Here is a 25,979-nt window from a genome sequence, read left to right on the forward strand (position 1 = left end):
CCGGGGCGACCGGCGACAGGTACCGCAGGGCGTGGCTCTACATGACCTGGAGCGCGGCCGCTAGGTTTCGGAAGTAGGGCTGTCTGCTCCAGGCAGTGCGGTCACCGATGACGTAGAGGCGACGCTTAGCCCTACTTGCTGCGACGTTGACCAGGTTCACCGACGAAGCCGCCCAGCGCCGTGCCCCCTCCTTGTCTCGTGCGCCGCCAAGGACGAGGAAGACCACGGCGGCCTCACGGCCCTGGGCGGTGTGGATGGTACCTGCACGCATGCCTTGGAACTCCGGGCGCCGGCTGAGGTGACGCAGCTCACCGGCAACTTCCTTAAACGGCGAGATCGCGATCACCTCTGTCGGCGGAACCCTGTTGGCGGCCAAGTATCTCAGCGCCCTTTCGAGGCGTTCGATCTGACTTGGCTGCAGGTGCTGCTTGTCCTCGGTCGCTGGCTCGTCCGCCCACGAGCTGGGCCAGATACGCGGGTGCCCGGCGCTGTCGGTGCCGAACAGGTCCTCGGGATCGGTCACGTCTCGGGTCAGCCCATTGACCATGAGGCCGTTGTAGGCGATCTGGTTGCACAGGGAGAACATCGGCTCGTCGCAACGCCGGTGCACGCGCAGAGGCGTGCTGACCCACACTGGTTCTCCAGCCTGATCAAGGGTCGTCCCCAGACGGCAGACCCGGTCCGCCAGAGTCTGGACTGATGCCCGGGGCGGCAGCCACTCCTGGTCGACCCCATAGGTCCGGGCGAGGGCGGCCGCTGCCTTTGTGGGGATTGTCACCACGGGCTCCAGCTGGAGAGGGTCCCCGACGGCGACGACACGCCTGGCGTGCCAGGCTGCTCCGACGGCGTACTGCGGGCACGCCTGGCCTGCCTCGTCAATCAGCAGCCAGCCGATCCCCTCCCGGCCGACCCCCTCCAGCATGCGCGACGCCGAGGCGAAGGTCGTGGAGACAAGTGGGACGACGAGGAAGAACAGCTGCCAGGAGGCCCGGACTGCCTCGGGGGCCAGGTCCTTGGGAGCAACCCCACCGACTACGTCTATTGCTGCCCGCAGCCCTCTCAGCATCGTCTGGGCCGCGTTGGCTGCAAAGTCCTGGTGCAGGTCCATCGCGGCGAGGAACAGCTCGGAACGGGCGACGTCCAGCTCGACGTCAAGCCATGGTGCCTGTAGTTCGCGCTTCTCCTGGGAGATGCGTGAAGGGTGGGACGAGCCCAGGCTCTCGACATCGTCCCGGCAGACCCGTCTGAGCTGCTCCAGCTCAGCGATGAGCGAGGAGAGCCGGTGCTCGGCATCCGTTCGTTCTCGTTGCCTGAGGTCGCAGGCCTCCCAGGATGATCGGGTCTGCGCCTCAGCCTGTGCCAGGGCATCCTCTGCTGTACGCACCTGCTGGGTGAGCGCAGCGAGCTCCAGGCGCCAGTGCCTGGTCGCCCGGCCCAGGGAGAAGACGGTCTCGACGAGGCCCGGCCTGAGCGCGGCGTGCTGCTCGTAGCGCTGCGTCGCACGGGTCAGGTCCAGCCTGGCATCCCCTTCTGCTGCTCTTCGTGCTGCCAGGGCCTGGGCGGCCTGGTCGGCTCTGGCGCCAGCGGCACTGGCAGCGCGCTCAGCCTGGGGTACGGCTCGTTCCAGGGCTGGTACCCGTGCCAGGCGGGCCTGAGCCTCGACCCGCTGACGTACCAGGATCTCGACTCGCCTGGCCGCGTCATGAAAGCGTCGGCGTGCCTGGGGCCACGGACGGAAAGGCTGCCTGCCCTCCGCCCACGCCGCGAGGCGCGTCCGCATTCCTGGCAGCGGCACCTCGTCGTCTCCGCTATCTCCCGCGGTATGCTGCCTGTCAGCATCAAACCAGAAGGAGGAGCGGAAGCTGTCCCGGTACGAGGCCCGACCCAGGCGGGCGGCAACCAGGCCCCACGCCGCGACACGCTCCCCGGAGGGTCCCTCCTCGGCCTTGGCCCTGGTGAGGACCTCGGAGGCCAGGTCTGCGAAGTAGTCGGCCCGGTCCCGCCACCTCCTACCAATTGCTTCCTGGGCGGGGACCTCAACGGTCACGTTCGCCACGGCGTTGTTGTTCGCCGAGGCCACGACCATCTCAAACCCTGTCAGATCAGCGCGGAGGTGGGGCACCATGCGTGGGTAGGAGTCCCCGGTAGTCCACCGCGATGAGCGCCCGGTGAAAGCGTCTTGCACCCGTTCCAGGCGGGCCAGGCGCCTGGCCCGCTCGACGACATTGCCCGCCACGACGTCACGTAGCAGCGTCGTCTTGCCCGTTCCCGGAGGCCCGTTGATGCCGATGAGGCCCGACGACGGCGCCAGGTCGTCCAGGGCGTGGTTGACAGCGAACTGCTGGCTCAAGGCAAGGTGGTGCTCGGGTGGCGAGGGCCATCGCCCCAGGGGAAGGCGCTGCGGAGCCACGCCCTCGTCAACGGTTTCGGGGCTGCGGACCACGTCCACACGCGCGGAGGTGTCCAGACTGCCTCCCGGGGTCAGGTACTGGTGGAGAGCAGCGCCGACGTCGCCGGAGGCAAAGCGCTGCTGCGCGCGGGCCAGGTCCTCCAGGAAGAAGCTGTTGAGAAAGTCTGTGTCAGCTGGTTCCTGGGCGCGCTTGGGGGAACGGGCCACGGAGTGGACGCGTACCTGCCAGGTCACCAGGGGGCTGTGGCCCGCTAGTCCTGCGGCTGCGTAGGCGGTACGCATGATCCTCACCAGCATGGTCTCGTCAACCTGCGGCTCGCCGGCGTCGGGGCCGCGTTCCTCGTCAACGAGGTCGCCGATTCGTTCCTTGAAGGCCAGGTTGTCCGTCTCAAACCCGTGAAGCTCTGGAGGTGCGCCCTCTGCGATCCCCTGCAGCCGCCCGATAGCCCACAGTGCGGAGGAGAGGACGGCTGACCCGGGAACGAGGCACCCGCTGGCGTCGACAACGATTCCGGCGCAGGCGCTGCGCCCAGACGGGTGCTTGTCGTAGGCCTCGTCGTCCCGGGCGAAGAACCGGTGCAGCGTCTCGTAGGTCTGCTCCTGGTCGTAGGTGCCGAGGTATACGGTGTGGCGCCACTCCAGAGAGGTACCGTGGTACGTCACCGGCTCAAGCGTGTGCCAGGGGAGCCTTTTACCAGACGGCTCCCAGTCGGTGACACGGGAGGTCTGCGTTGTCTTCTTGTCAGGAGTCTGCGTGCTTTTCCTGACAGGGGGCTTGTCAGGGAGCTTCTGCGGGCTGAACAGCTCTATGAGCCGCCAGGTCTTCAGGACCCGTATCTGCTCGTCGGAGGTTCGACGGGTAGTCATGGCTCTTATCCTCCACCCGGAGGACGGTTCTGGTCTCGCGAATGGGAGAAATCGTCTTACGGGCCTCCGCACCCCTCGGGTAGTCTGGTCTGCGGCGTGCGTAGCGTAGCCGTACATGGCGCCGTGCTGTCCCATGCTGTCCGGGCACCGCACGTGTCTGCCCTGTCGCCGCGCCGCACGTCGTCACCGCATCACCACAGCAGGAGAGGCCATGCCAGCCGTTGTCGTCGTCGGGACCCAGTGGGGGGACGAGGGAAAGGGCAAGGCGACTGACCAGCTCGGTCAGGACGTCGACTACGTCGTCAAGTTCAACGGCGGCAACAACGCCGGCCACACGGTGGTCATCGACGGGGAGAGCTTCGCCTTCCACCTCCTGCCCGCAGGTGTCCTCACCCCCGGCGTCACCCCTGTCATCGGTAACGGAGTCGTGGTGGACCTGGAGGTGCTGTTCAACGAGATCGAGGAGATCACCTCCCGGGGCAAGGACGCCTCCAGCCTGCTCGTCAGCGCTGACGCCCACATCATCCCCTCCTACAACCGGGTCCTGGACCGCACCACCGAGCGCTTCCTGGGAGCGCGCCAGCTGGGCACCACCGGGCGGGGCATCGGCCCCACCTACGCCGACAAGATGAACCGGGTGGGCATCCGCGTCCAGGACCTGTTCGACCCCTCGATCCTGCGTCAGAAGGTCCACTCCGCCCTGGACCAGAAGAACAGCCTGCTGCTCAAGGTCTTCAACCGGGCTGCCATCGACCCCGACGCCGTGGCCGACGACTTGCTCTCCTACGCCGAGCGCATCCGCCCCATGGTGGTGGACTGCTCCCTGGTGCTCAACCGGGCTCTTGACGAGGGCAGGACGGTCCTGTTCGAGGCCGGCCAGGCCACCATGCTTGACATCGACCACGGAACCTACCCGTTTGTCACCTCCTCCAGCCCCACGGCCGGGGGCGCGTGCACCGGCACCGGTGTGGGCCCCACCCGGATCGACTCCGTGGTGGGCGTGGTCAAGGCCTACACCACCCGCGTGGGCGAGGGACCCTTCCCCACCGAGCTGCACGACGCCGTGGGCGAGCGCCTGCGCGCCGAGGGCGGGGAGTACGGGGTCACCACGGGCCGCCCGCGCCGCTGCGGCTGGCACGACGCCGTCGTCACCCGCTACGCCGCCCGGGTCAACGGCCTGACCGACCTGGTCATGACCAAACTCGACGTCCTCACCGGCCATGAGACGATCCCCGTGTGCGTGGCCTATGACATCGACGGCCAGGTCACCTCGGAGATGCCGCTGACCCAGACCGGCTTCCACCACGCGGTGCCTGTTTACGAGGAGCTGCCCGGGTGGAGCGAGGACATCACCGGGGTGCGCCGCTTTGCCGACCTGCCCCGCGCCGCCCAGGACTACGTGCTGCGCATTGAGGAGCTGGCCGGGTGCCGGGTCTCCGCCGTCGGCGTGGGGCCGGGGCGGGAGGCCACGATCTCCCGCCACCGCCTCATTGGCTGAGCTGGGCGGCGTAGAGACGCGCGTAGGCGCCCCCGCGCTCCAGCAGCTCGGCGTGGCCGCCCTGCTCCACGATGTCGCCGTGCTCCATGACCAGGATTGTGTCCGCGTCGCGGATCGTGGACAGGCGGTGGGCGATGATGAAGCTGGTCCGGCCCTGGCGCAGGGCGTTCATGGCCTGCTGGACCAGCAGCTCGGTGCGTGTGTCCACCGAGCTGGTGGCCTCGTCCAGGATGAGGACGGAGGGGTCGGCCACGAAGGCGCGCGCGATCGTCAGCAGCTGGCGCTCCCCGGCGGAGATGTTGGCCGCGTCCTCCTCCAGGACCGTGTCGTAGCCCTGCGGCAGGGCACGGATGATGTGGTCGGCGTAGCAGGCCCGGGCGGCGGCCTCCACCTGCTCGTCGGTGGCGTCGGGGCGGCCGTAGCGGATGTTGTCCCGCACGGTCCCCTCGAACAGCCACGGGTCCTGTAGGACCATGCCGGTACGACGGCGCACCTCCTGGCGGGTCATGGCGGCGGTGTCCTGCCCGTCCAGGAGGATGCGGCCGCCGTCCACCTCGTAGAAGCGCATGAGCAGGTTGACCAGCGTGGTCTTGCCCGCCCCGGTGGGGCCGACGATCGCCACGGTCTGCCCCGGCTCCACCTGCAGGGACAGGTCGCGGATGAGCTCGGTGTCGGGAGAGTAGGAGAAGCGCACGTGCTCCATGACGATGGTGCCGCTGCGGCCCGCCTCGCCGTTCTCCCCGGCCCGCGTCACGCTGCCAGCGGTCTTAGCTGTCTGGGCGGCGGGGCGGTCAGGGCGCTCCTCCTCGGCGTCGAGCAGGTTGAAGACTCGCTCTGCGGAGGCGGTGCCCGACTGGACGGCCGTGGCCATGCCCCCCAGCTCGCCCAGGGGCTGGGAGAACTGCTGGGAGTACTGGATGAAGGCCTGGACATCACCCAGCCGCAGGCTGCCCGAGGCCACCATGAACCCGCCGACCACGGCCACGGCCACGTAGGACAGGTTAGAGATGAACAGCATGAGCGGCATCATGATCCCGGAGAGGAACTGAGCGCGCAGGGCTGAGCGGTAGAGCTCCTCGTTCTCCTGGGCGAAGGCATCGCGCACGGAGTCGGTGCGCCCGTAGACGCGCACCAGGGCGTGGCCGGAGAAGGACTCCTCCACGCGTGTGTTGAGGCGCCCGGTGCGAGCCCACTGGTGGGTGAAGGCCTTCTGGGAGCGCGGGCCGATGACGCCGAAGACCGCCCCCATGAGCGGGACCATGATCATGGCCACCAGCGCCAGCCGCCAGGAGATGGACAGCATCATCGCCAGGACGCCTACGACAGTGAGGATCGAGGTCACCGCCCCGGACAGGGACTGCTGGAGGGTGTTGGTGATGTTGTCGACGTCGTTGGTGACCCGGCTGAGGAGCTCCCCGCGCTGGACGCGGTCGAAGTGGCTCAGGGGCAGGTGGTGGATCTTGTGCTCCACCTGGGCGCGCAGCCGGTACATGGAGGTGATAGTGATGCGGTTGAGCAGGAAGCCCTGCAACCACATGAGGAAGGCAGAGCCGACGTAGAGCGCCAGCACCAGCAGCAGGATCTGGCCCAGCCGGGAGAAGTCGATCCCCGCTCCGGGAGTGACCTCCATGGTCTCCACCATGGCGGCCAGGTCGTCCATGCCCCGCTCCCGCAAGGTGGCCACGGCCTGCTCCCGGGTGGAGCCTTCCGGCATTATCAGGGAGACCACGCCCTCGAAGATGACGTTGGTGGCCTCGCCCAGGACCCTGGGGGCGGCCACCGACAGCACGACCGCCACGACGCTGGTGGTCACGACAACCACCAGCGTGCCCTTGTAAGCGGTGAGCAGGCCCAGCATCCGGGTGAAGGAGGGCCAGAAGGCCTGGGCGCGGCCCGGGGGCGGGCCTGCGGACCAGTCGTCGGAGGAGGCCTGGGTCTGGGCGGCCAGCTCGACCTCCTGCTCGCCCAGGTCAGCCTCCTGCGGGCTGGAGGGTACAGAGGGCTCAGTGGCGCTGTGGGGGGTGGTCATGCGGCTGCCTCCTGTCCCAGCTGGGAGGTGACGATCTCACGATAGATCTCCGAGCTGTCCAGCAGCTCGGCGTGCGTGCCCCGGGCTACCAGGCGCCCCGAGTCCAGGACCAGGATCTGGTCGGCGTCGGTGACGGTGGAGACCCGCTGGGCCACGACGATCTTGGTGACCCCGAGGGTGGCCGGCCCCAGGGCCGCCCGCAGCCGGGCGTCGGTGGCCACGTCCAGGGCGGAGAAGGAGTCGTCGAAGAGAAGAACTCCCGGACGGCGCACCAGGGCGCGGGCGATGGCCAGGCGCTGGCGCTGGCCTCCGGAGACGTTGGTGCCGCCCTGGGCGATCGGGGCCTCAAGGCCGCCCTCCATGTTCTCGACGAATTCCTTGGCCTGGGCGACCTCCAGGGCCGCCCACAGCTCCTCGTCGGTGGCCTCCTCCCGGCCCAGGCGCAGGTTGGAGGCGACGGTCCCCGCGAATAGGAAGGCCTTCTGAGGCACCAGGCCCAGCTGGCGCCACAGGGCCTCCGGGTCGGCCTGGCGCACATCCACCCCGCCGATGAGCACCTGGCCCTGGGAGACGTCGGCCAGGCGTGTCAGCAGGGACACGACGGTGGACTTACCCGAGCCGGTGGAGCCGACCACCGCCGTCGTCGTCCCCGGCTGCGCGGTGAAGCTGACGTCCTCCAGGACGCTCTCCTCGGCGTCGGGGTAGCGGAAGAAGACGCCTCGCATCTCTACTGTCCCCGGTGAGGGGAAGGAGGTGGCGGCACCGGGGGCGACCGTCAGGGTGGGGTCGGTGCCCAGGACGTCGCTGATGCGCTCGGCGCACACGGCGGCCCGCGGGATCATGACGCTCATGAAGCCCGCCATCATGATGCCGGTGAGGATCTGCATGAGGTAGGCCATGAAGGCCACCAGGGTGCCGACCTCGACCTGCCCCTGCTCCACCTGGCGGCCGCCGAACCAGATGACCGCGGTGACTGAGACGTCCAGGACCAGCATGACCAGGGGGAACAGGGTGACGAACAGGCGCCCGACCCGCTCACCCACCCAGGCGATGTCGTGGTTGGCGGACTCGAACCGCCGCCTCTCCGCCTCCTCACGCACAAAGGCCCGGATGACCCGGATGCCGGTGAGCTGCTCGCGCAGGACCCGGTTGATGGCGTCCAGGCGCTCCTGGTAGGAGCGGAACAGAGGGATCATCTGGCGCACGATGAGGACGGCGATCACCAGCAGCACCGACACGCTCACCGCGATGATCCACGACAGCGACGGTGCCCGGCTGACCGCCATGACGACGCCGCCCACCGCCATGACCGGAGCCGTCACCAGCATGGTGCAGCTCATGAGGACCAGCATCTGCACCTGCTGGACGTCGTTTGTGTTACGGGTGATGAGGGAGCCCGCCCCGAAGGCGGAGACCTCCCGCTCCGAGAAGCTGCTCACCCGCTCGAATATCCTGCCCCGCAGGTCGCGGCCCATCCCCATGGCGGAGCGGGCCGCCAGCCAGGTGGCCGCCACCGAGCAGGCGCCCTGCGCCAGGCTGACCGCCAGCATGAGGGCGCCGACGCGCCAGATGTAGGCGGTGTCGCCCGTGGCCACCCCCCGGTCGATGATGTCGGCGTTGAGGGTGGGCAGGAACAGGGTGGCCATGACCTGGGCGAACTGGAGTACCAGGACGCCCGCGAGCAGAGGCGTGTAGGGGCGCAGGAAGGTACGTAGGAGTCGAAGAAGCATCAGTGTCCTCAGATGGTCCCCGGGCGGGTCCTCAGATGGTGGTGTAGAAGGTCCTCGGGCGGTGTTGTGACAGGCATTAAAGAGGTTCGTGGGGGTGGACTCGTGGAAGGTTCCGGATACGTAGTCGTTGCAGGCGGGGCTGGGTCCCCGAGGCGCCGGGCGCCCCGGTTCGGTCTCGCCCGGCACGGAGGAGCCTATCGCCCTGACGCCGCGTCAGGGCAAGAGGGGAGGCGGGGCCGGGAGCGAGCAGGGGTGAGGGGGAGCGAAGGAGCGGCCTCGGCAGGGTGGGGGTGGACAGGGTGGCCCCGGCTCTTACGTACTCTAAGAATGTGAGAGTGAGAGTGCGCCTCGCGTGACCGCCTGGTGCTCTGCTGCTTCAGGGGCGGGTTGCTCGGCACGTGCCGGTCTGCGGCTTGCGGCCACGCCTTCCGTCGGCGTGAAGGCGACAGCCTGATCCCACCGTACTCTTACGTACTCTAAGAATGTTAGAGTTAGAGCATGTTCCCTGTGGCGGTTGATCAGGCACTCAGCCTGTCGGCAGATGATGCGGCCTCCCGGCTGCTGGCACTGCCCGAGGACCAGTGGTTTGAGCGCAAGTCTGGCGCGGTCAGGCCTCAGGACCTTGCCGCACCCCTGGTTGCTATGGCTAATGCCGAGGGAGGCGTCGTGGTCGCTGGTCTTCACGGCGGGCAGGTTGTCCCGGTGAGCGACAAGGCGGCAAACGCGCTGCGGCAGGAGCTGGAGTAGGATCGAGGGGTCGCAAGCTTCGACGGTACTCCTGCGCCGGGTATCACCGAGGCGGATCTCGATGGCGCACGGCTGTCTGCCTTCCAAGAGGCTCTGGGGTCCTCCTCGCCCGAGTTGGCGCTTCGTGCTCGTGACCTGTTGACCCGCGACGGCGCCGTTTCCGTTGCCGCATATCTGTTGCTGGCGGATCGCCCTCAGATGCTCTACCCCAGTGCCCACGTCCGGGTCCTCAGGTACAACCGTAATGAGCGTGGCGTGGGGCGTGCGCTCACGGTCGAGGAGGAGGCCGATGTGCGGTGCGAGGGCGCGGTCTCGGACCAGATAGCACGGGCTGCGGAGGCGATTGAGGCACTGGCGCCTCGGCGTCGTGCCCTGACCGACTCGGGACGTTTCGAGCCGACCACTATCATTCCCAGGGACGCGTGGTTGGAGGGGCTGGTCAACGCCGTCGTGCACCGGTCCTACAGCATCGGTGGGGACCACGTACGTGTTGAGATCTTCCCCAACCGTATCGAGATCACCAGCCCGGGAAGGTTCCCGGGTCTCGCGGACCCAGCCGACCCGGAGTCGATCAGCCGCCACGCGCGTAATCCGCGTATTGCACGGGTCTGTGCGGACCTGGGGATCACACAGGAGCTGGGAGAGGGGATCAGGCGTATCTTTGCCGAGATGCGGCGGGTGGGACTGTCTGAGCCCGTCTACCAGCAGGCGCCCGAGGCGGTGCGGTTGACGCTGCTGGCCAGTAGCACGGTTCCCGAGAGCGTTGCTCATCAGGTGGGACCGAGCGCGATGAGGATCCTTGACGCGCTCCGGCTAGCACAGCGGCCGCTGGGGACTGGGCAGGTGGTTGAGCTGGTCGGGATGGCCCGGCCGACGGTGCTGCGCCATCTTGCTGCGCTTCGCGACGCAGGGCTGGTGGTGTGGGAAGGAGAGAGCCCACGAGACCCGCGGGCGACCTGGAGGGTGGTCTAGGTGCAGGAGACCATGAAGGTGGTGGCACGGGCTTGGGGGCAGGTGGCTGGTTGCTGCGGGTGGCGCGGGCGGTCATGGTCGTGGCGGCGATGAGGATGGCGACCCAGACCAGGAGGACGCTCAGGGGGAGCAGGACTAGCCTCTCATTGGTGAGGACCACCAGGTAGAGGGCGACGGTCAGCACGGAGGCCAGCTCTGGTGCCCGGCACACATCTCGGTGATGGAAGGTGGCAGGGTGGGGAGTCTGGAGAGCTGCACGGGTGGCAGGGTAGAGCCGTCGTGGTTGGCGCTTCGACGCGAGTCGTCCGTGTCAGAGCCCTGTGGCAGCCTGGATGTGGGAGGCGCCGCTAGCTTCTCCCGTCACTAGGCCAGTCGCAGAGAGAATCGAGGGAGCCATGAGTGAAGAGTCCGACACTGGGGGCGCGCAGACCTTACCAAGGGGTGAGGCCACTGGAGAAGGTCGGAAGTGCATGGAAAAAGTAGGCGGTGATGACGGAGAACGGGGTGTGGACGATTGTCCGGATGGATCGACTGGATCGCCGGGTGAGACTCAGGGCTGTGGTGACAAGACGGAGGGTCTTGGGTCAGATGAGAGCCTGGTGGAGGGAAGGCGGAGGAATCGTAATCGCTGGTACGAGCGACGGATTGTCTGGGTGTACGGCGATAGTCATGTGGTACTGGTTACACTGGGGGCCATGGTGGTGGTGCTGTTGATGGCGTTTGTGGCTTTTAGGTCCCCCTCGGAGTCTCTCCCGGACTCCCTGCTTGCTGAGATGGCGCTCAAAAGAACTGCCGCCAAACAGTGCATGGCGAGCGAAATGCGGGCAGGTGGCGAAGGGTTTGAGTCTTGTCCCTTCGGGGTGGACGGAAGTGTGGCTGCCGGGAGGTCGATAGTTTTGGAACTATTTACTGTGGAGTGCGGTATAATGGCCGTCCTCGGGGTATGGAGTCGCAATGCTGTCAGGCGTGGCGCTCGAAGTGGCGTGGTGGCGGCCGAGACCTTCGGGTCGCTAGGAGGTGCGGCGTTGTTCTGGGTGCCCGTGTGCATAATCTGGTTACTTATTTTTTACGCATGTTTTGTATGGTCTCCGAGCCTCGCCGCTTTGGAGGAGGACCTCCCTTTGGTGGTGACTTTGGCCGCACCTATGTGGGCTGCCGCAGTCGCTTCGGTCTTTCTCCCGCTATGGCTTTACTGGCATGTCGTGGACTATGGCATTGCGGATATTTGGACTCGTCGACGCGAGGTGCAAAATAAGTATGCAGAAATGTGTCGTCTCTTGATGCCGAAAAAGGGGAAGTGTGCCCTGGGGCCGGAAGTAGAGAGGAGGCAGCGTGTGTGCGACTACATTTTACGAGTGGGGTGCTCCAAAGCGCCTGCGGAGAGAGTGTATCTCAGGTGGGCAATGGTTTTCCTGTCCATTTTTCTGACGGCGTTCGCCGGGGCGGGGGAGTTCTGGGGGCTCGGAGCGGTTCCTCCTGCAGCCATGATTAGCGCTTTCTATGCGTGTACTGTGATTTTGGCTCTGAGTTCCCCTGAGGGGGCTAGGTGTTGGACTAGGCCTTCCTGTATTGCGGTTGCCTGCGTTGGGTATGCGTTTATGTTCATTTTCTTGTGGGTGTACGTAGCCTACTACGGGGGCGTTATCGTGGTCTACGATGGGGTTCTGAGGCTGGACTCTGATATCCGAGTCTTAGTCTCTGCCATAATCTGTGAAGCAGTTTTGCTTGGGTTATTGACGTGGCTCTGGGTGTTGGCGGTGTGGGGGCGCGAAGCAGCGAGGCATCCTGTTTCTGTCGTCCGGGCCCGCAGGGCGATGCGGTGCAGCGACGAGCTGGTGTGGCTGCGCAAGCAGGAGAATGAGCTTACGATCCGGAGAATGCGAGAATCGCTTCGGGAGACTCTCTTTTATGGGGTGGGCGCCTAGAGCAAACGGCCGCCGAGCCTACCTCGCTTTAACGCGTCCCACCAACCCCCTCCAGCAGCGGACTCGCCTGGCCGCTCCAGGAGATGGCGAGTTGGTCGCGGGCTCGGGTGGCGGCCACGTACAGCAGCGAGCGCTCGCGCAGCAGTGCGTCGTCGTGGTCGGCCTGGGAGTACTGCTGGTCCCGGACCGAGCGGGGGATGGCGTCGGTGGAGACGTCAAACAGCAGCACCTTGCGGAACTCCAAGCCCTTGGCCCGGTGCATGGTCATGACCACCGGCTTCCCCCGACCCACCGCCTCACGGTCCACGGGACGCACCTCCACGCCCCGCTGCGCCAGTCCGGTGACCACGTTGTCGCGCTGGTAGCGGTCACGCACGAGCACGGCGATGGTCTCGGCTGCCTCGGTCCCGCTCTTCTGGTCCTCCTCCAGCCACAGGCGTAGCAGCGTGGCTGCCTCGTCGAGCTCGGCGACGTGGTCGGTGGCGCGCAGCAGCAGCGGTTCGGGTCCGGACCTGGGGGACACATAGTGGTGCTGCTCCGCCTGGCCCTCCAGATCCTCATACGTGCCCTGGTCCAGAATCCTGAAGGCTAGGTCAAGGTTCTGGCGTGTGGTGCGGTAGTTGCGGGTCAGCCGTCGCGACCGCCCCCGCACCTGGATGCCGTAGTGGCTGAGCGTGATCTTCTTGCCGTAGATCCGCTGGTGGGAGTCCTCCGCCAGGAACAGGTCATCAGGGCCGGGCTCGACCAGGGCCCGTAGCAGCTGGAGGTGGGCCGGGGCCAGGTCTTGAGCCTCGTCAACGAGCACGTGTTGGTACGGGCGGGGCACCCCCCGGGCCGCCTGGGTGTCCAACCAGGCGGCGGCCAGAGCTAGCAGCTCGGCGAAGGAGGCGACGCCGAGCTCGGCACTGCGGTCCCGATACTTCTCGATCACGGTCCATACGGCCGCCCGCTTGCGCCGGTCCAGCGCCACACCACGGCCCGGCCGCCGAATGCGCAGGTACTGCTGGAGCGTGGTCACACGCTGCGGCAGTACCACCAGTTCGTACTCCGACTCCAAGAAGTCCGGAGAATGCAGGTTCTCCGGCAGGTCATCGCCGGTGAGGGTCAGGACGTCGTCCCAAAGGTTCTTCCGGGTCACGGTCAGCACGTTCGTGCGACGCGTGCCGAGCACCTGCGCGGCGGTGTCGGCGATGGCGTCCCCGGCCTGCTGGAGGACTGCCCGGGCCACCTTGTCCAGACCGCTGACCATCAGCCCGGGCTGCCCTACCCCTTCGGTGAAGTTGAGTGACGGATCGAGTTCGGCCACCTGACGGCGCAGGTCGTCAGCCAGGTTGCGTGTGTAGGTGGTCAGTAGGATGTGCGGCTCCTGCCCGGCTGCGGCGGCACGCCTGGCCAGCTTGACGGTACGGTGCACGGCGACGACGGTCTTACCCGTCCCGGCACCGCCAGAGATACGCATCGCTCCGTTCGGGCGACTGTCCACCAGTGCTCGCTGCTGGGGGTGGAGGAAGACCTGCCACTGGGCAAAGGTGAGGCCGTCGATGGCGCGGCGCAGGTCCTCGTCGTTCTCGATCCAGGTGAAGGAGGAGCGGGCGGCGCGCGTGCGCAGCCCCTCAATGAGCTCGGGGTCGGAGGGCTCAGCGGCCACGTGCTCCGGACGGCGCAGCTCGAAGTCCTCGCGGACCTCGTCGATCGTGGAGCCCGTAGCCAGGCTGAGGAGCGCCTCCCCCTGCCAGGGGACTTCCGCGGTGGCGGCCAGGTCCAGCAGCTGGGATTCGCGGGTGGCGGCCAGCGCCGCGGCGGCGAGCGTGACGCCGATGCCGAGCTCATCGCGCAGCACCTCGATGCTGAGGCCTTGCGGCCAGGTAGGGGAGGCATCCCGGCTTGCGACGCCGACGGCGTCCGGCAGTGCCGTCGGCACGACAAGATCCGGGGCAGGCGCAGTGGCGCTCCCCGTTCCTGTGGCGGCCCCGGCTCCCGTTGCCCGACCGGCCTGCACCGCCTCCGGCTGCGCAGGCGATTCCGACGCTGCGGTGGAAGCGGCGTCCCGGCGCGCCTGTGCGTTAGCGGCTTGGAGGCGGGCGGCCTCGCGCGCGATCTCCGCGGCCTCGCGCTGGGCGGCGTCCAGTCTGGCCTGGGCATCGCGCCGCGCCTGCTCCACCGCCTCGGTGCCCTGCTCGATGGCGTCGTGAATCTGGGTGACCTCGGTGGTGCCGTTGGAGGGGTTGACGCGGACGGTGACGGACTCGGCGAGCTGGATCGCCTCGTCGTGCGCCCAGATGCCGTGGAACACATAGATGGGCTCCCCGCCGCCGTCGAGCTCGAAGAGCACTGCGCGGTAGAAGTTGGTCACCCGGGCGGTGCGCACACGCTTGTCCCGGGCGCCCCGGATCGGTTCCACGTGGAGCCCGGCGCTGGTACTGGCGGTCGCTAACTTGTTCAGGAACGGGCCAACCTTCGCCTGGAGCGAGGGGTCCCGGGTGGTGGCGTCCTTGATCTTGGAGCTGGGCCACACGATTGCTGGCATGTCAGTGTCCTTGTCCTCTCGGGTCCACGCGGGAGTCTCCCAGGTTTCCTCAGTATTTTCTCAGGGGTGCGGTGCCAGAAGGCTGGAGATCTCTGCGGTGGTGGCTGCGGGATCGTCCCCGGCGACGACGACCTTCCAGCCAGCCTCCTGCAATACTGCCACGTCCCCTTCAAGGGGCTCGACGAGGACGGCGACCTGCTGCGCCCTCCACGACAGCTCGGTCATGACGCCACCGGCGATCTCCTGGCCCTCACCGTCACGGGCAATGCCGGCCCGGGCCAGGTGGGGTAGCAGGGCTATCACCTGCTCCGCGGCGAATCTGGTGTCCACAGCGTCCCAGCCGAGCTCATGGATGTCTTCAGCGGAGACCCCGCTGCCGCGGACGGCGGCCTCGGCGTCGGCCCGGTCCTGGAGCTCAGTCCGGGCCAGGGAGGTGGTGGTGATGGTGACGGGCGCCTGCGACAGGGCGAGCACGTTGCTCAGCCGCAGCCAGGTGCGCCAGGAGTCGGCATGCACGGGGGAGGCCAGGGCCTCCTCGGAGTCGTCGAGTACGAGCACCATGCCGGTGGTGGAGGTGTCGGTGAGCTGTACTGCCAGGGATAGATGATCGGCTACAAACACCGAGCAGGAGGTCTGGGCGGAGGTCGTGGTCGGCTCGGGGAGTTGTCCGTCGGGGCTCAGCGCCCGCAGCGCCTCCCACAGGGGGTCGTTGTTCGGACTGGTGGCGGGCGCATACCGCATGGCAGCGCCCCCGGCCAGGGGTCGATGACGGGTGGTGCCGAGGATGAGCGGGCTCCAGATGGAGTCGGCCAGGGCACTGAGGGCCGTGCCGGTGGGACCCTGGCCGTCGGCGTCGTCCAGCAGCATGGTCACCAGCAGCTCCATGGGGCCGCCGCGCCAGGCGGCCAGGGCTTGCTCGGTGACGGCGCCAGCGCGGGTGGGACGTGGCATCCCGGTACGCAGCTGGGCGACGGCGGGATCGTCGAGCCAGCCGGGGTCCCAGGCGTTGGTCAGGTCCTCAAAGCCCAGGGAGATGACCCGGTATCCGTGGGCACGCAGACGTGCCCGCTTGGCGGCGTCGTCGGCGAGCCGGTTGTGGGACAGGCTGGCGTGGTAGCTGCGGCCGTCGGTGAACACGGCGATGGGAGAACGTCCCGCTGGCCGCGTGCAGGTGAAGTCGGGCCGGGTGCCGTGGGCGTCGAGCTGGGGCAGGACGCGCCAGCGCCCGCCGTCTAGGCTTACCGCGGGCGCGCCGGAGGGGGCGCTGACGGTGCGCACGTCCATCGCCTTGCGCAGGCGCGCGGCCAGCACGGTGCGGAAGCTCGTCTCCAGGGGACTCTCACCGGTCCCGGCGCGGACGGCCTGGTCGATAGCCTCCCAGGTGGGCGCGCGCGGGTCCAGCTCCGCGAAGAGCTCCTCCTCGTCCATACCCAGCAGCTGCCGCAGCGCGTGAAGCGCGGCCACACGGGTCACCCCGGCGGATATCGCATGAGGTTGCAGGCAACGGTGACACATGGCGGCGTCCTCGCCGCGGCACGGGCACTCCTCCAGGTGCCGCCCGGTGGCCACGAGCATCTCCCAGATCCTCTCGGGCCCGTCGAAGTCGGTGAGGTAGCCGGTGCCGCCGGGAACCGCGTCGTGCAGCAGCAGGGCGGGCCGGGTCTCGCCCGCCTCCCCGTCGGCCACGGGGTAGGGGACGCAGGTGATCTCCAGGTGGTCGGGGGCGCCGCCGGTCAGCAGCTCCAGGCCGAGCAGAATCGCTGAGGCCAGGGAGGTCAGGCCCTCCTGGTAGCCGCCGAGCCCCACGGGGAGCACCAGGGCGATGGCCTCGGTGCTCAGCTCCCGCATCAGGTCTACCTGGAGCACGTGCTCCTTGGGGTCGGTGCGGTGCTCGCACCAGGGCCGGTGCTCGGAGGGGCTGGAGGCGCCGGTGTCCGTGTCGAGCTTGCCGCAGGCTTCGCACAGCCGGAAGTCGCGGGAGGAGACCGGCAGGGAGGCGACCTGGTCCACCGCCTGCCCGGCCAGGGCCCGCCCGGTGTTGAGCCAGCGCAGGGCCAGGCCCCGGTAGCGGACCAGGCCGAAGCCGGAGGCGCTCACGCTCCACTGGCGCTCGACCCGATCCGGGTTGAAGTCGGCCAGGGGCAGCACCTCGAAGCCGGTGCGGACACGGTCCTCGCTGCCGTCCCCGATGCGGGCGTCATCCTTGGAGACAACGGCGAAGACCCGATTCAGGTGCAGCACCCTGCGGGCGCGCCCCACGTCGGCGATGGCGGTGTCATGGCAGCGGGGGCACTGCGCCGGGGCTGCGGGCACCTCCGCCTGCGGGGGCCGGACGTCCACGTAGCCGCAGGCCTGGCAGCACAGCCACCACTGCGCCTGCCCGCTCAATCCAGACACGTCCACACCCTGGATACCCATCTCCATGCCATGGGTGTAGAAGGTGGCGCCGGGCGCGAACTCGCTCAGGGCGTGGATGGAGGGCCGGTCGATGTCGTAGGGCTCGGAGTGGAACTCGTCGGTCTCCGGGTTGCGCCAGGACACCCGGGCGGACAGGTGCACCATGTCATCGATCAGGGCGTAGTTGGGCAGTACCCCGTGTCGTTCCAGGGCGGAGACCCAGTGCTCCTGCTCCAGGTCCAGCAGGCGGGCCTCGATGGCGCGCCGGGTGCCCTCGGCGGCGCGTAGTGCCCGCCGGTCCTCCTCGGTGGGGTTAGGGCGCTGAGTGGCGGCCTCCAACTCGGGCAGGGCGTCGTCGATCTGCTTGCGCTGGTGCCGCAGCTCCTCGGCCTCGCCGCGGTGCTCGGTCACAGCCCGATGCAGCATCTGCCGGGGGTCGGCGCCGTCGTCGTGCTGGATCCAGGCCTCCAGGCGCATCAGTGCCGGGGTCCGGTCGGCGAATGTGGCGGCGAAGGCACGCGCCAGGATCGCCCCGTCACGGGTGACCCGCTCGCATACGGCGTTGATGAAGGAGTCGCTATTGGGGCTCAGGGCGGTGCGGGCGTTGCCGGTGCTGTGCCCGCCGGAGGGAACGGCAGGGTGGTTCTCCCGGCTGAGCACGTCGATGACGTAGGCGATGAACTGGCGGCGCAGGATCTCCTCCGCCCCCAGGTAGGTGGACGGCGGTCTGACCGATCCGTCCAGCAGGTTGTCGGGGTCCTTGAGCAGGGGCAGCTGGTTGCGCCTGCCGGGCACGTACGCCAGTGCCAGGGCGGAGCCGTTGCGCCTGCCCGCGCGCCCGACCCGCTGCACGTAGGAGGCAACTGTGTCCGGCAGGGAGGCGAGCATGACGGTGGACAGGTCCCCAATGTCGATGCCCATCTCCAGGGTGGGGGTGGCTACCAGCACGTTGGGGTCGCCGGGCCGCTGTACGGGGCGCTTGAAGCCGGTCTCCACAGCGGCTCGCTCCTCGGAGCCCAGCAGTGAGGTGTGCTCGTGGGCGTCCACGCGCCGCACATGCGCCCCGGCGTACATGTCCCGGTAGAAGCTTTCCGCCTGGTGCGCTCGGGCCTGAAGGGTACCGGGGCAGTCGGCGGTCAGGCAGTGGGCGCCGTCGAGCTGGTCCACGGTGGCAACGGCGGTCGGCAGCTGGCTGCGGCAGGTGTTGCACACCAGGAGCAGCTCCTCCCCAGTGGCGTCGTGCAGCGGGGAGACGATGACGCGTTCGGCGGGGATGCCGTAGACGGTGCCGCCGGTGTCGGTTGGGGTGGCGGAAACGATCTCCGCCTTGGCCAGGCCGGCCAGCAGGGCGCGGGCCAGCCGGGCGGCGTGCGTGGGGGTGACGTGCAGGCACTTGCGGGTCCAGGTGGCGTACCAGGAGCGTGGGGAGCCGACGGGCACGAAGGCGGAGCGGCGCGTGTCCAGGCTGCCGCCGACCTGGGGGAAGGCGGGCGCGGTGCGGCCGGCGGGGAAGGCCGGCTGCCCCTGGCGCCGGTTGCGCTTGTACCAGATCCACAGGCGTTTGCCGTCGTCGTGCTTGTAACGGGTCAGCCACTCGTGGTCGATGGCGCCGTCGCGGCGCATGTGCTCCAGCGTGCCGCGCACCCAGGCGAGCAGGTCCTTGTCACCGACGTCGTCGAATCCGGGCAGGGCCAGTTGCTCGCCGCCGTCCTCACCGAGGGCCGCGCGGGCCAGGCGGGTCAGGGCGCCGGCGCGTCCAGCAGACACGTGCACGGTGACGGAACCAGTGGCCTCCAGGGTGCGCCCGTAGGTGGACTGGAGGCCGACCTCCAGGGCGATGTCGAACAGGAGCCGACGCCGCACGTAGTCCTGGGCGGTGCGCCGCCTGCGGGCGGTGGCCTCGGGGTCCCAGTAGGGCTTGAAGCGCTCGTGCTCGGCCAGGGCGGAGGGCACCAGACGGTAGCGGTCGAAGGCGCTGGCTCTGGCGGCGTCGAGGGCGGCGTCCACCCAGGCATTGATTGGCATATCCGCCCGCAGGGCACCGCGCAGGGCGGAGCGCAGGCTCATGGTGTGGGAGCGCTGGTCCACGAACCCGGCCCGGTGGGCGGCGTCCTGCACGGAGTCGGTGAAGATCAGGGCACGCTTCTCGGAGTCGTCGAGGGCGTCGTCGCCGAACAGCGTGGTCAGGGAGACCGACAGGAGCGTGGCCACGGCGGAGCCGAGGAAGCGGATGGAGTCGGTGGCGCCGCAGGAGGGGCACACGTCGTGGGCGGAGGCGTCGGCGACGGCGCGCTCGTCCCCGGTGAGGGTGAGCACGGGGAGGAAGCGGCCCTCCCGGGTTTCCAGGTCGGCGTCCTGCGGCGGGCGGGTGAGTAGCTCGCGGCCGTCCACGGAGTACCAGCGCAGGCCGGGGTGGCGGATCTCGGGGCTGAGGTCGCCGGTGTCGAGGCGGGCGCGGTAGTCAGCCTCCTCACCGGGGGCGTGCAGGAGGGCGCGGAAGCGCGTGTCCCCCAGCAGGTGGTCGCGGCGGATGGTGGACTGGTCGTGCTTCTCTCCCTGCCCGGTGGGGGCCAGGACGATGCCCCAGCCGGAGCGGCCACAGGAGCGGCAGTACACGGCGGGGCGGGCCGGCGCGTCCTCTTCGGCGGGTGCGGGGGCGTCATCGGACCAGCTGAAGGCGGGGCGGGCGTCCAGGGCCCGGTCCACACGGGTGACCTCCCTGATCCACATGGTGACCTCGACACCGACGGCGCTGCGGTCCGGCGTGCCGTCCAGTCCGGCGCGAATGGCGGACAGCGCCGCGAGGATGGTGGCCAGGGCCAGGCGGACGGTCTCCGGATCGGGGGCGGGGCTGAACAGACGGTAGGCGAGGTTGCTCAGGGCGGTGGCGTGCTCAGCGGCGCGGACCAGTTCCACCACATCGGGGTGGGAGTGCAGGGCGGCCGCGAGGACCGGGGTGTCGGGGAGTGCCTCGATTGGATCGGCCGGGGCAGCCAGGTCGGTCGGATCGGCAGGGGCCGCCAGGGGTGAGGCGGGGGCGGCGCCTGGGCTGTCGGAATCTGGAGTGTCGGTGGAGCCGGGGCGTCGGTACAGGACGGCGACGGTGCCGGCGAGGAGCTCGGCGGGGACGGTGGCGCCCGCACGAGCGAGGTCGGCGAGCGCCTGGAGGGCCGGCCCGGTGAGGTTGCGCAGGCGGATCGGGTCGCCGAGTGCACCGGCGGGGACGGCGGCGCGGCGGGAGGCGGCCCACTGCTCCAGGTCGGCACGGGTCTCCAGGACTACCGCGTCGGCGGGCATGTCCACCCCGAACACGTCGCGGGCGAAGGCGAGCATGCGGGACGGGTCGCCGCCGTCGCCGAGGGTGGCGGAGGTGGCCACGGGGCAGACGGGGCCGAGCGGGGAGGCGTCGAAGGCCTGGCGGCGCGGGTCGTCGCCGGGCAGCAGGTCGCGCAGGGCCAGGCCGAGGCGCCGCAGCAGCATGGCCACGTCGGTGCCCTGGGCGCCGTCGTAGGTGTGGAACTCGTCCAGCACCAGGTAGGTGAGGGAGGCGGCGGAAGCCCGCCACAGCTCGCGGTCCTCGGGGCGCAGCAGGAGCTGGTCAAGCATCTTGTAGTTGGTCAGCAGGATGTCCGGTGGGGACTGGCGCAGCTGGTGGCGGTTGGTGATCAGGGAGGCGGCGGTGACGCGGGTATGGTCCTGGGCGGTGTCGCCGGTGTAGAGGCCGGCGGTGACGTCGGCCAGGGCCGGGTCGGAGGCGAGCAGGCGGGCGAGGCGGGCGGCCTGGTCGGCGGCCAGGGCGTTCATCGGGTAGAGGATGAGGGCCTTGATGCCGGTGATGCCCTGGGCGCGGGCGCGCAGCACGTGGTCAAGGACGGGGTGGAGGAAGGCCTCGGTCTTGCCGGAGCCGGTTCCGGTGGTGACGACGGTCGGCTCGGGGCGGTGACCGTCCTTGGTGGTCAGGCGACGGTAGGCGTCTTCCTGGTGCTGGTAGGGGGCGAGCCCGGGGTCCCAGTCGAGGGCGTCGGAGCGAGCGCTCGCGGGCAGGTAGGGCAGGCGCAGCCGCACGTAGGGGCCGACGAAGATGCCCTGCTCGGGGTCCTGGAGGAAGTCGGCGAGGGCCCGCTGCGGCTCCGTGTCCGTGAGTGCGAAGGTGGTGGAGAGGTAGTCGACGATGGATCGGCGGATGCGTTCGGCCTGGAGGCTGGGCAGGAGAAAGGTCATGGGGTGGGTCCGGTCAGGCACGCGGGTAGGTGTTGTTGGGTAAGAGGTGCGGGTCTGCTCCCAGGGTGGTGCGCGCCAGGCAGGCTGGTGGCGTGCGGGCGCCAGCGGTCACGGGAGATACGGTTCACAGGGGTGAGGGTACCGTAGGGGTGGGTATAGGGGCGTTGACAAGGGCAGGGACCAGCGTTGATGTGCAATGTGTACATTTTGAGCGTTATCGCCCATAATGAGCATCATGACCGAGATCAGTGTCTCCGCTGCGCGCAGCAGGCTCGCCGACGTCATTGACGACGCCCGCGTGCACCATGCACCCGTCTTCCTCACCCGCCGGGGCCGCCGTCTTGCGGCGGTCATCGATGTGGAGGACCTTGAGCGCCTGACCGAGGCCGCGGAGGACCTTGAGGACATCAAGGCGGCCGAAGCGGCTCGTGCGGAGGTCGCCGAGCACGGCACCATTCCCTGGGATGAGGTTAAGGCGGACCTCGGGCTGGCATGACGTACCGGATCGAGTTCAGCCCCGCGGCCGCGCGCCAGCTGCGCAAACTGGATGGCCGAGCACGTCTCCGGGTTCAGGCGGTGGTTGAGCTCCTGGCGCAGGAACCTCGCCCCTCTGGGGCCAAGAAGCTGGTCGGAGGGCGGGGCGAGTGGCGCGTGCGCACCGGCGACTATCGGATTGTTTACGAGGTCCACGATGGTGTGCTGCTGGTGCTGGTCCTCGCCGTCGGGCACCGCCGCGAGGTCTATCGCCGCACGTAGCGGAGGCGGACCCGCATGAAGAGTTTGGGCTCGCTGTAACGGCTCTTCGGGGGTTGGGACTGCGACGGTGAGTGTTGGCATGTCCGTCGGTACGCGGGTGTGTGCAGGGTCGGGTGGCCCGCAGGTGTGGTTGGGTCGCAAGGCGAGGCCGACGGTGTGTTCGTGCCGGGCGCCGGGGTCGATTACTACGCCGGTTAGGGCTCTACTACGCCGGTTCGGTGTTTGCTGAAGGGCTCTGGACCCTTCAGCAGAGGTCTAACTGGCGTACTAGACGCCGAAGAGGCGTACCCAACGGCGAACCGGCGTAGTAGATCGCACGGTCTCGGGGAGGGGGAACCGACGCCCACACCGCCACACGCACACGTTGCAGTGTTGTAAACCGCCAGAGGTGGTATATTTTCTGGTATGAATTCCGGCCAGTTCCCCACCCCCACTGCGCCCGATATCGACCTGTCCTCCGTGGTGCAGGAGGCTGACGAGGAGGAGGGCATCTCGTGACGGTTTCCCTGGCGGATGCCGTACTTGTACTGCGTACCGCCTCCGGTATGACTCAGACCGAGCTCGCCCAGAAGGTGGGAATCGCCCAGGGGGCGCTGTCACGCTACGAGAACGGCCTTCGTGAACCGGACGACGACATGCTCGGACGCCTCGCCGGTGCTCTCGGCGTGACCGCCGCCTTCATGCGCCATGGCTTCAGGATGCGCGGCGGTATCGCCGCCGATGCTCACATGCGACGGCAGCGCTCAGCCAAGCCCACGGATTGGAAGCGGGTAGAGGCCGACGTCAACGCTCTGCGCATGCATTCCACGTACCTGCTTGAGCGCGTGCCCATCAATCCCACCAACCAGGTCATCCAGACGGACCCCAGCGATACCGATCCCGAGGAGGTCGCCCGCCGTCAGCGAGCCACATGGGCCATGCCCATCGGCCCGGTGCGTGACCTAACCGCGTGGATCGAGTCAGCGGGCGTGCTCGTTGTTGACCAGGACTTCTCGACACCACGCATAGACGGCATGTCCCAGTGGGCCGGCGACCACGCCATCATCCTTGTCAACTCTCGGATGCCGACTGACCGGCGTCGTCTGACTCTGGCTCATGAGCTCGGCCATCTTGTAATGCACTCCCAGCACCAGGACGAAGACGTCGAGACACAAGCGACTGCCTTTGCCGCCGAGTTTCTGATGCCTGAGCATGTCATACGGCCCCAGTTGCGTGCGCTCACCCTCGGTAGGCTTCTTGACCTCAAGCAGGAGTGGGGCGTGTCCATGCAGGCTCTCATGGAGCGGGCGCACGCCCTCGGCGCAGTCAGTCCACGGGAGCGCCAGGACTTCTATAAGCGACTCTCGCCTCGCGGGTGGCGCAAGCAGGAGCCAGGCAGCGACACGTTACCGCCAGAGCCGCCCCGCCTGGCAGCGAGCGTCGGGAAGGCCCTTGCGGATGCCGGGCTCACCGACGCGGAAATCCGTGAACTCGTCGGTGTTGCGCCTGGCAGGCCCTCGCCCTTCATCCCCGAGGCGCGCGGCCTGCACCTGGTCGCATGACCGGTTGGCACTGCAGGCCCGGAAGACTGGCGTACAACCGCCTGGGCCGGTGCCTGTTGCCGGGCTCTTCGGTCAACGTTGTTACTATCCCGGGTGAGACCGACCCTCGCGCCGGCACGCCATGGCCGCGCGTGAGGCCGGCCGCTCGCGGCAGGCGATCGGCGATGTGCTCGGCGTGGCCTGCGAATAAGCGAACAAACGGTTCCACGCCGTCCGGCTTCTGCCAGCATTGCGGGCAGCGTAGGTGGGCTACCGGCCCTGGGCGCACTTCCCACAGATGAGTACCATAGCAGTACAACAGGCTCACAAGCGGAGGGGAACGGTGGAACTCGACACGCGAATTCAGGTCCGTACCAACAGCCAGCTCAAAGAGCAGGCCACGAGGACTCTTGATCGCGGTGGGCATCGACATGCCCACCGCGATCAACATGTTCCTCAACCAGATCGTCCACGACCAGAGGCTGCCCTTCCAGCCGAGTCTCACCCCCTACGCCGATGCGATCCGCGAGGCCGAGGCGGAACCGGCTATCAAAGTTCGAGACGTCGACGAGTTGATGGACCTCATCGACCGTGTGTGAACGTGAGATCACAGCCATCTGGAGAGTCCTTCCTGCCATCGCCCCCTTGGTGGCCCCTTGTTCTGACGCAAACCGCACACACATTTGGACGCATAATATGAAGGCGACGGCTTATGTGGCCCCCATCGCATCGGATTATCGCGACGCAGCCGTATAGGCGCATCGAAACCTCGAGAAAATCGCAAACCAGTCGCCGACGCTGCTGAGCTGCGGCGCCCAGATGGGCGGTTCGTTTTGTTCCTTGACTCAGCAGTAGGCAGTGCATATGCTGCGAGCATGGACAAAACCGAGCATCCTTCCGTTCCCAGTGTTCCAGCCGTTGCCAACAGTGAGAATGACCTCGAGTGGTTCGAGGCCGGTGTGCATGGGATGTTAGAGCAGCTTGGACTTCCGACACAGAAACTTCTGGCGCCTGTCGCTGAGCGTGCGGCGGTGATCCGGAATATGCCGGGCGTACTAAACGACCTTGATGATGACCGTATGGGCGAATCCTACTATGTTTCAAAGATGATTGCCGCCGCAACGGTTGGCCTATTTGATGCCGCGCTGAACTACTTGTGGGACGAACTCGTCAGCGAACTTCGAGCGCGCGTAATTAGATTCGATTTAAACTACTTCTTTGATATTGCTTCAAAGACCAACAACGATATGCGCAAAGACCTTAACTCGGAAAAGGACCTCGCGAAGATCAATGACGCGCAACTGCTTCGCGCCGTACGCGATATTGGATTAATATCTGATCTAGGGTACAAGCGGTTGGACCACATTCGATACATGCGCAATCATGCTAGTGCCGCGCATCCAAGCCATAATGATCTCACTGGTCTTGAGCTTGTTTCGTTCCTGAATACTTGCGTTCGAGAGGTTATTAATACTCCACCAGATACGGTCGCTGCGGACGTCAAACGGCTGCTGTCTAACATTAGGAACTCGCCTCTTGAGCAGGCTGCTGTGGATAGTGCTTCAGCCTTTTTTGACCGATTACCTCCCGAGCGAGCCGACAATTTGGCCAACGGTCTCTTTGGTCTCTACACATCATCGAAGCGCACTCCGACAATTGCCGATAATGTCCGTCTCTTATGGCCAAATCTGTGGCCTTTTGTCGGTGAAGCCACACGCAATAGTTACGGGCTGCGTCATGCCCGAGCCGCAGCTAGTGCTGAGACTGACTTTGCCGCGGCTTCCCGTGAACTTATAGACCTGGTTGATGGTACTGCGTATCTGACGCCGGAGGTCCGGGCTGTCGAGTTGAGCGAGGCTCTGGAGGTACTCAGCAACGTGCATCAAGGCATGAACAACTTCTATAACGAACCAGCGCCCGCTCGAAGGGTCTTGACCCTCGTGGGTGAACAGGGTGACGTTCCTGAAAGTGTTCGCGAAAGCTACGTGCGCACGATCGTAGAGTGTTACTTGGGTAACGGATATGGCGTAAGCAATGCGGCCCTACCGTCATATGAAAAGATGGTTGCACGTTTCTCGTCGAAAGATGCGGGATATGCGATGCGCCTGTGCATGGAGCCTTTCTACAGTTCGCTGCTCGGCACGCATAGCGGTGGTTCACAGTGGATACTCTTGCTCGATGCACTCGAACCCAAGCTCATCAGCGCCACTGACCGGAACCTAATGGCCGGCATTCGGGCTTTTGCTGGTACCGCTGATCAACTCCGACTAGACGCGGGCATCAAGAAGCTGGCGGCGACCGAAGCGAGAGCATACTGGTGATCAATGTGACGTGTTAGAGGGTTATTTGCGACGTAAGAGTCAGGAATAATGGCTGTGAC

General features: G+C 67.5%; 14 protein-coding genes. 9 read left to right on the forward strand and 5 right to left on the reverse strand.

Going from position 1 to position 25,979, the window contains the following annotated elements; all coding sequences use genetic code 11:
• Positions 1-37 precede the first annotated feature (37 nt).
• Complete coding sequence (locus D5R93_RS01715; RefSeq protein ID WP_120203421.1) at positions 38-3,277, reverse strand: DEAD/DEAH box helicase; 3,240 nt, start codon at positions 3,275-3,277, stop codon at positions 38-40.
• Positions 3,278-3,488: 211 nt separating this feature from the next.
• Between D5R93_RS01715 and D5R93_RS01720 the strand changes: the two genes are divergently transcribed.
• Positions 3,489-4,775: an adenylosuccinate synthase gene (locus D5R93_RS01720; protein ID WP_119836284.1), complete on the forward strand. Its 1,287-nt coding sequence runs from the start codon at positions 3,489-3,491 to the stop codon at positions 4,773-4,775.
• Here the strand turns inward: D5R93_RS01720 and D5R93_RS01725 are convergent.
• The gene (locus tag D5R93_RS01725; RefSeq protein ID WP_120203424.1) at positions 4,765-6,804 is read right to left on the reverse strand and encodes an ABC transporter ATP-binding protein; all 2,040 of its coding nucleotides are present in this window, start codon (positions 6,802-6,804) and stop codon (positions 4,765-4,767) included. The two genes, D5R93_RS01720 and D5R93_RS01725, sit on opposite strands and share 11 nt — an antisense overlap.
• Positions 6,801-8,534 (reverse strand): ABC transporter ATP-binding protein, encoded by a 1,734-nt coding sequence (locus D5R93_RS01730; RefSeq protein WP_119836286.1) that lies wholly within the window; start codon positions 8,532-8,534, stop codon positions 6,801-6,803. The genes D5R93_RS01725 and D5R93_RS01730 overlap by 4 nt, the downstream gene beginning before the upstream one ends.
• Positions 8,535-9,032: 498 nt before the next feature.
• Here D5R93_RS01730 and D5R93_RS13755 point away from each other — a divergent pair, with 498 nt between their 5' ends.
• From D5R93_RS13755 to D5R93_RS13040, 3 genes are all read left to right on the forward strand, one after another.
• Positions 9,033-9,281: an AlbA family DNA-binding domain-containing protein gene (locus D5R93_RS13755; protein ID WP_243106876.1), complete on the forward strand. Its 249-nt coding sequence runs from the start codon at positions 9,033-9,035 to the stop codon at positions 9,279-9,281.
• Between the two features lie 198 nt (positions 9,282-9,479).
• Positions 9,480-10,253, forward strand: a complete 774-nt coding sequence (locus tag D5R93_RS13760) for an ATP-binding protein (RefSeq protein ID WP_243106877.1) — start codon at positions 9,480-9,482, stop codon at positions 10,251-10,253.
• A 695-nt stretch (positions 10,254-10,948) separates the two neighbouring features.
• Positions 10,949-12,178 carry a hypothetical protein gene (locus D5R93_RS13040; RefSeq protein ID WP_162933769.1) on the forward strand — a complete coding sequence of 410 codons (1,230 nt, stop codon included), beginning with the start codon at positions 10,949-10,951 and terminating at the stop codon, positions 12,176-12,178.
• Positions 12,179-12,206: 28 nt separating this feature from the next.
• Here D5R93_RS13040 and D5R93_RS01745 read toward each other — a convergent pair whose 3' ends face one another.
• Together D5R93_RS01745 and D5R93_RS01750 are read right to left on the reverse strand one after the other, a co-directional pair.
• Entirely contained in the window at positions 12,207-14,705 is a 2,499-nt protein-coding gene (locus tag D5R93_RS01745; protein ID WP_120203429.1) for a UvrD-helicase domain-containing protein, read from the reverse strand.
• Positions 14,706-14,765: 60 nt separating this feature from the next.
• Positions 14,766-21,344 (reverse strand): DEAD/DEAH box helicase, encoded by a 6,579-nt coding sequence (locus tag D5R93_RS01750; protein WP_243106878.1) that lies wholly within the window; start codon positions 21,342-21,344, stop codon positions 14,766-14,768.
• A 214-nt stretch (positions 21,345-21,558) separates the two neighbouring features.
• Between D5R93_RS01750 and D5R93_RS01755 the strand changes: the two genes are divergently transcribed.
• From D5R93_RS01755 to D5R93_RS13045, 5 genes are all read left to right on the forward strand, one after another.
• Positions 21,559-21,819 carry a type II toxin-antitoxin system Phd/YefM family antitoxin gene (locus D5R93_RS01755; protein ID WP_243106879.1) on the forward strand — a complete coding sequence of 87 codons (261 nt, stop codon included), beginning with the start codon at positions 21,559-21,561 and terminating at the stop codon, positions 21,817-21,819.
• Positions 21,816-22,079 carry a type II toxin-antitoxin system RelE family toxin gene (locus D5R93_RS01760; RefSeq protein ID WP_120203436.1) on the forward strand — a complete coding sequence of 88 codons (264 nt, stop codon included), beginning with the start codon at positions 21,816-21,818 and terminating at the stop codon, positions 22,077-22,079. The genes D5R93_RS01755 and D5R93_RS01760 overlap by 4 nt, the downstream gene beginning before the upstream one ends.
• Before the next feature lie 494 nt (positions 22,080-22,573).
• A complete protein-coding gene (locus tag D5R93_RS01765) occupies positions 22,574-23,620 on the forward strand; it encodes a helix-turn-helix domain-containing protein (RefSeq protein ID WP_205570075.1) in 1,047 nt (348 codons plus the stop codon).
• A 389-nt stretch (positions 23,621-24,009) separates the two neighbouring features.
• The gene (locus D5R93_RS13465) at positions 24,010-24,198 is read left to right on the forward strand and encodes a type II toxin-antitoxin system RelB/DinJ family antitoxin (RefSeq protein WP_205570076.1); all 189 of its coding nucleotides are present in this window, start codon (positions 24,010-24,012) and stop codon (positions 24,196-24,198) included.
• Positions 24,199-24,474: 276 nt separating this feature from the next.
• Positions 24,475-25,920, forward strand: a complete 1,446-nt coding sequence (locus D5R93_RS13045) for a hypothetical protein (protein WP_162933770.1) — start codon at positions 24,475-24,477, stop codon at positions 25,918-25,920.
• Positions 25,921-25,979 lie beyond the last annotated feature (59 nt).

Origin of the sequence: Actinomyces lilanjuaniae, assembly GCF_003606385.1 — a bacterium.
Lineage (GTDB): Bacteria > Actinomycetota > Actinomycetes > Actinomycetales > Actinomycetaceae > Actinomyces > Actinomyces lilanjuaniae.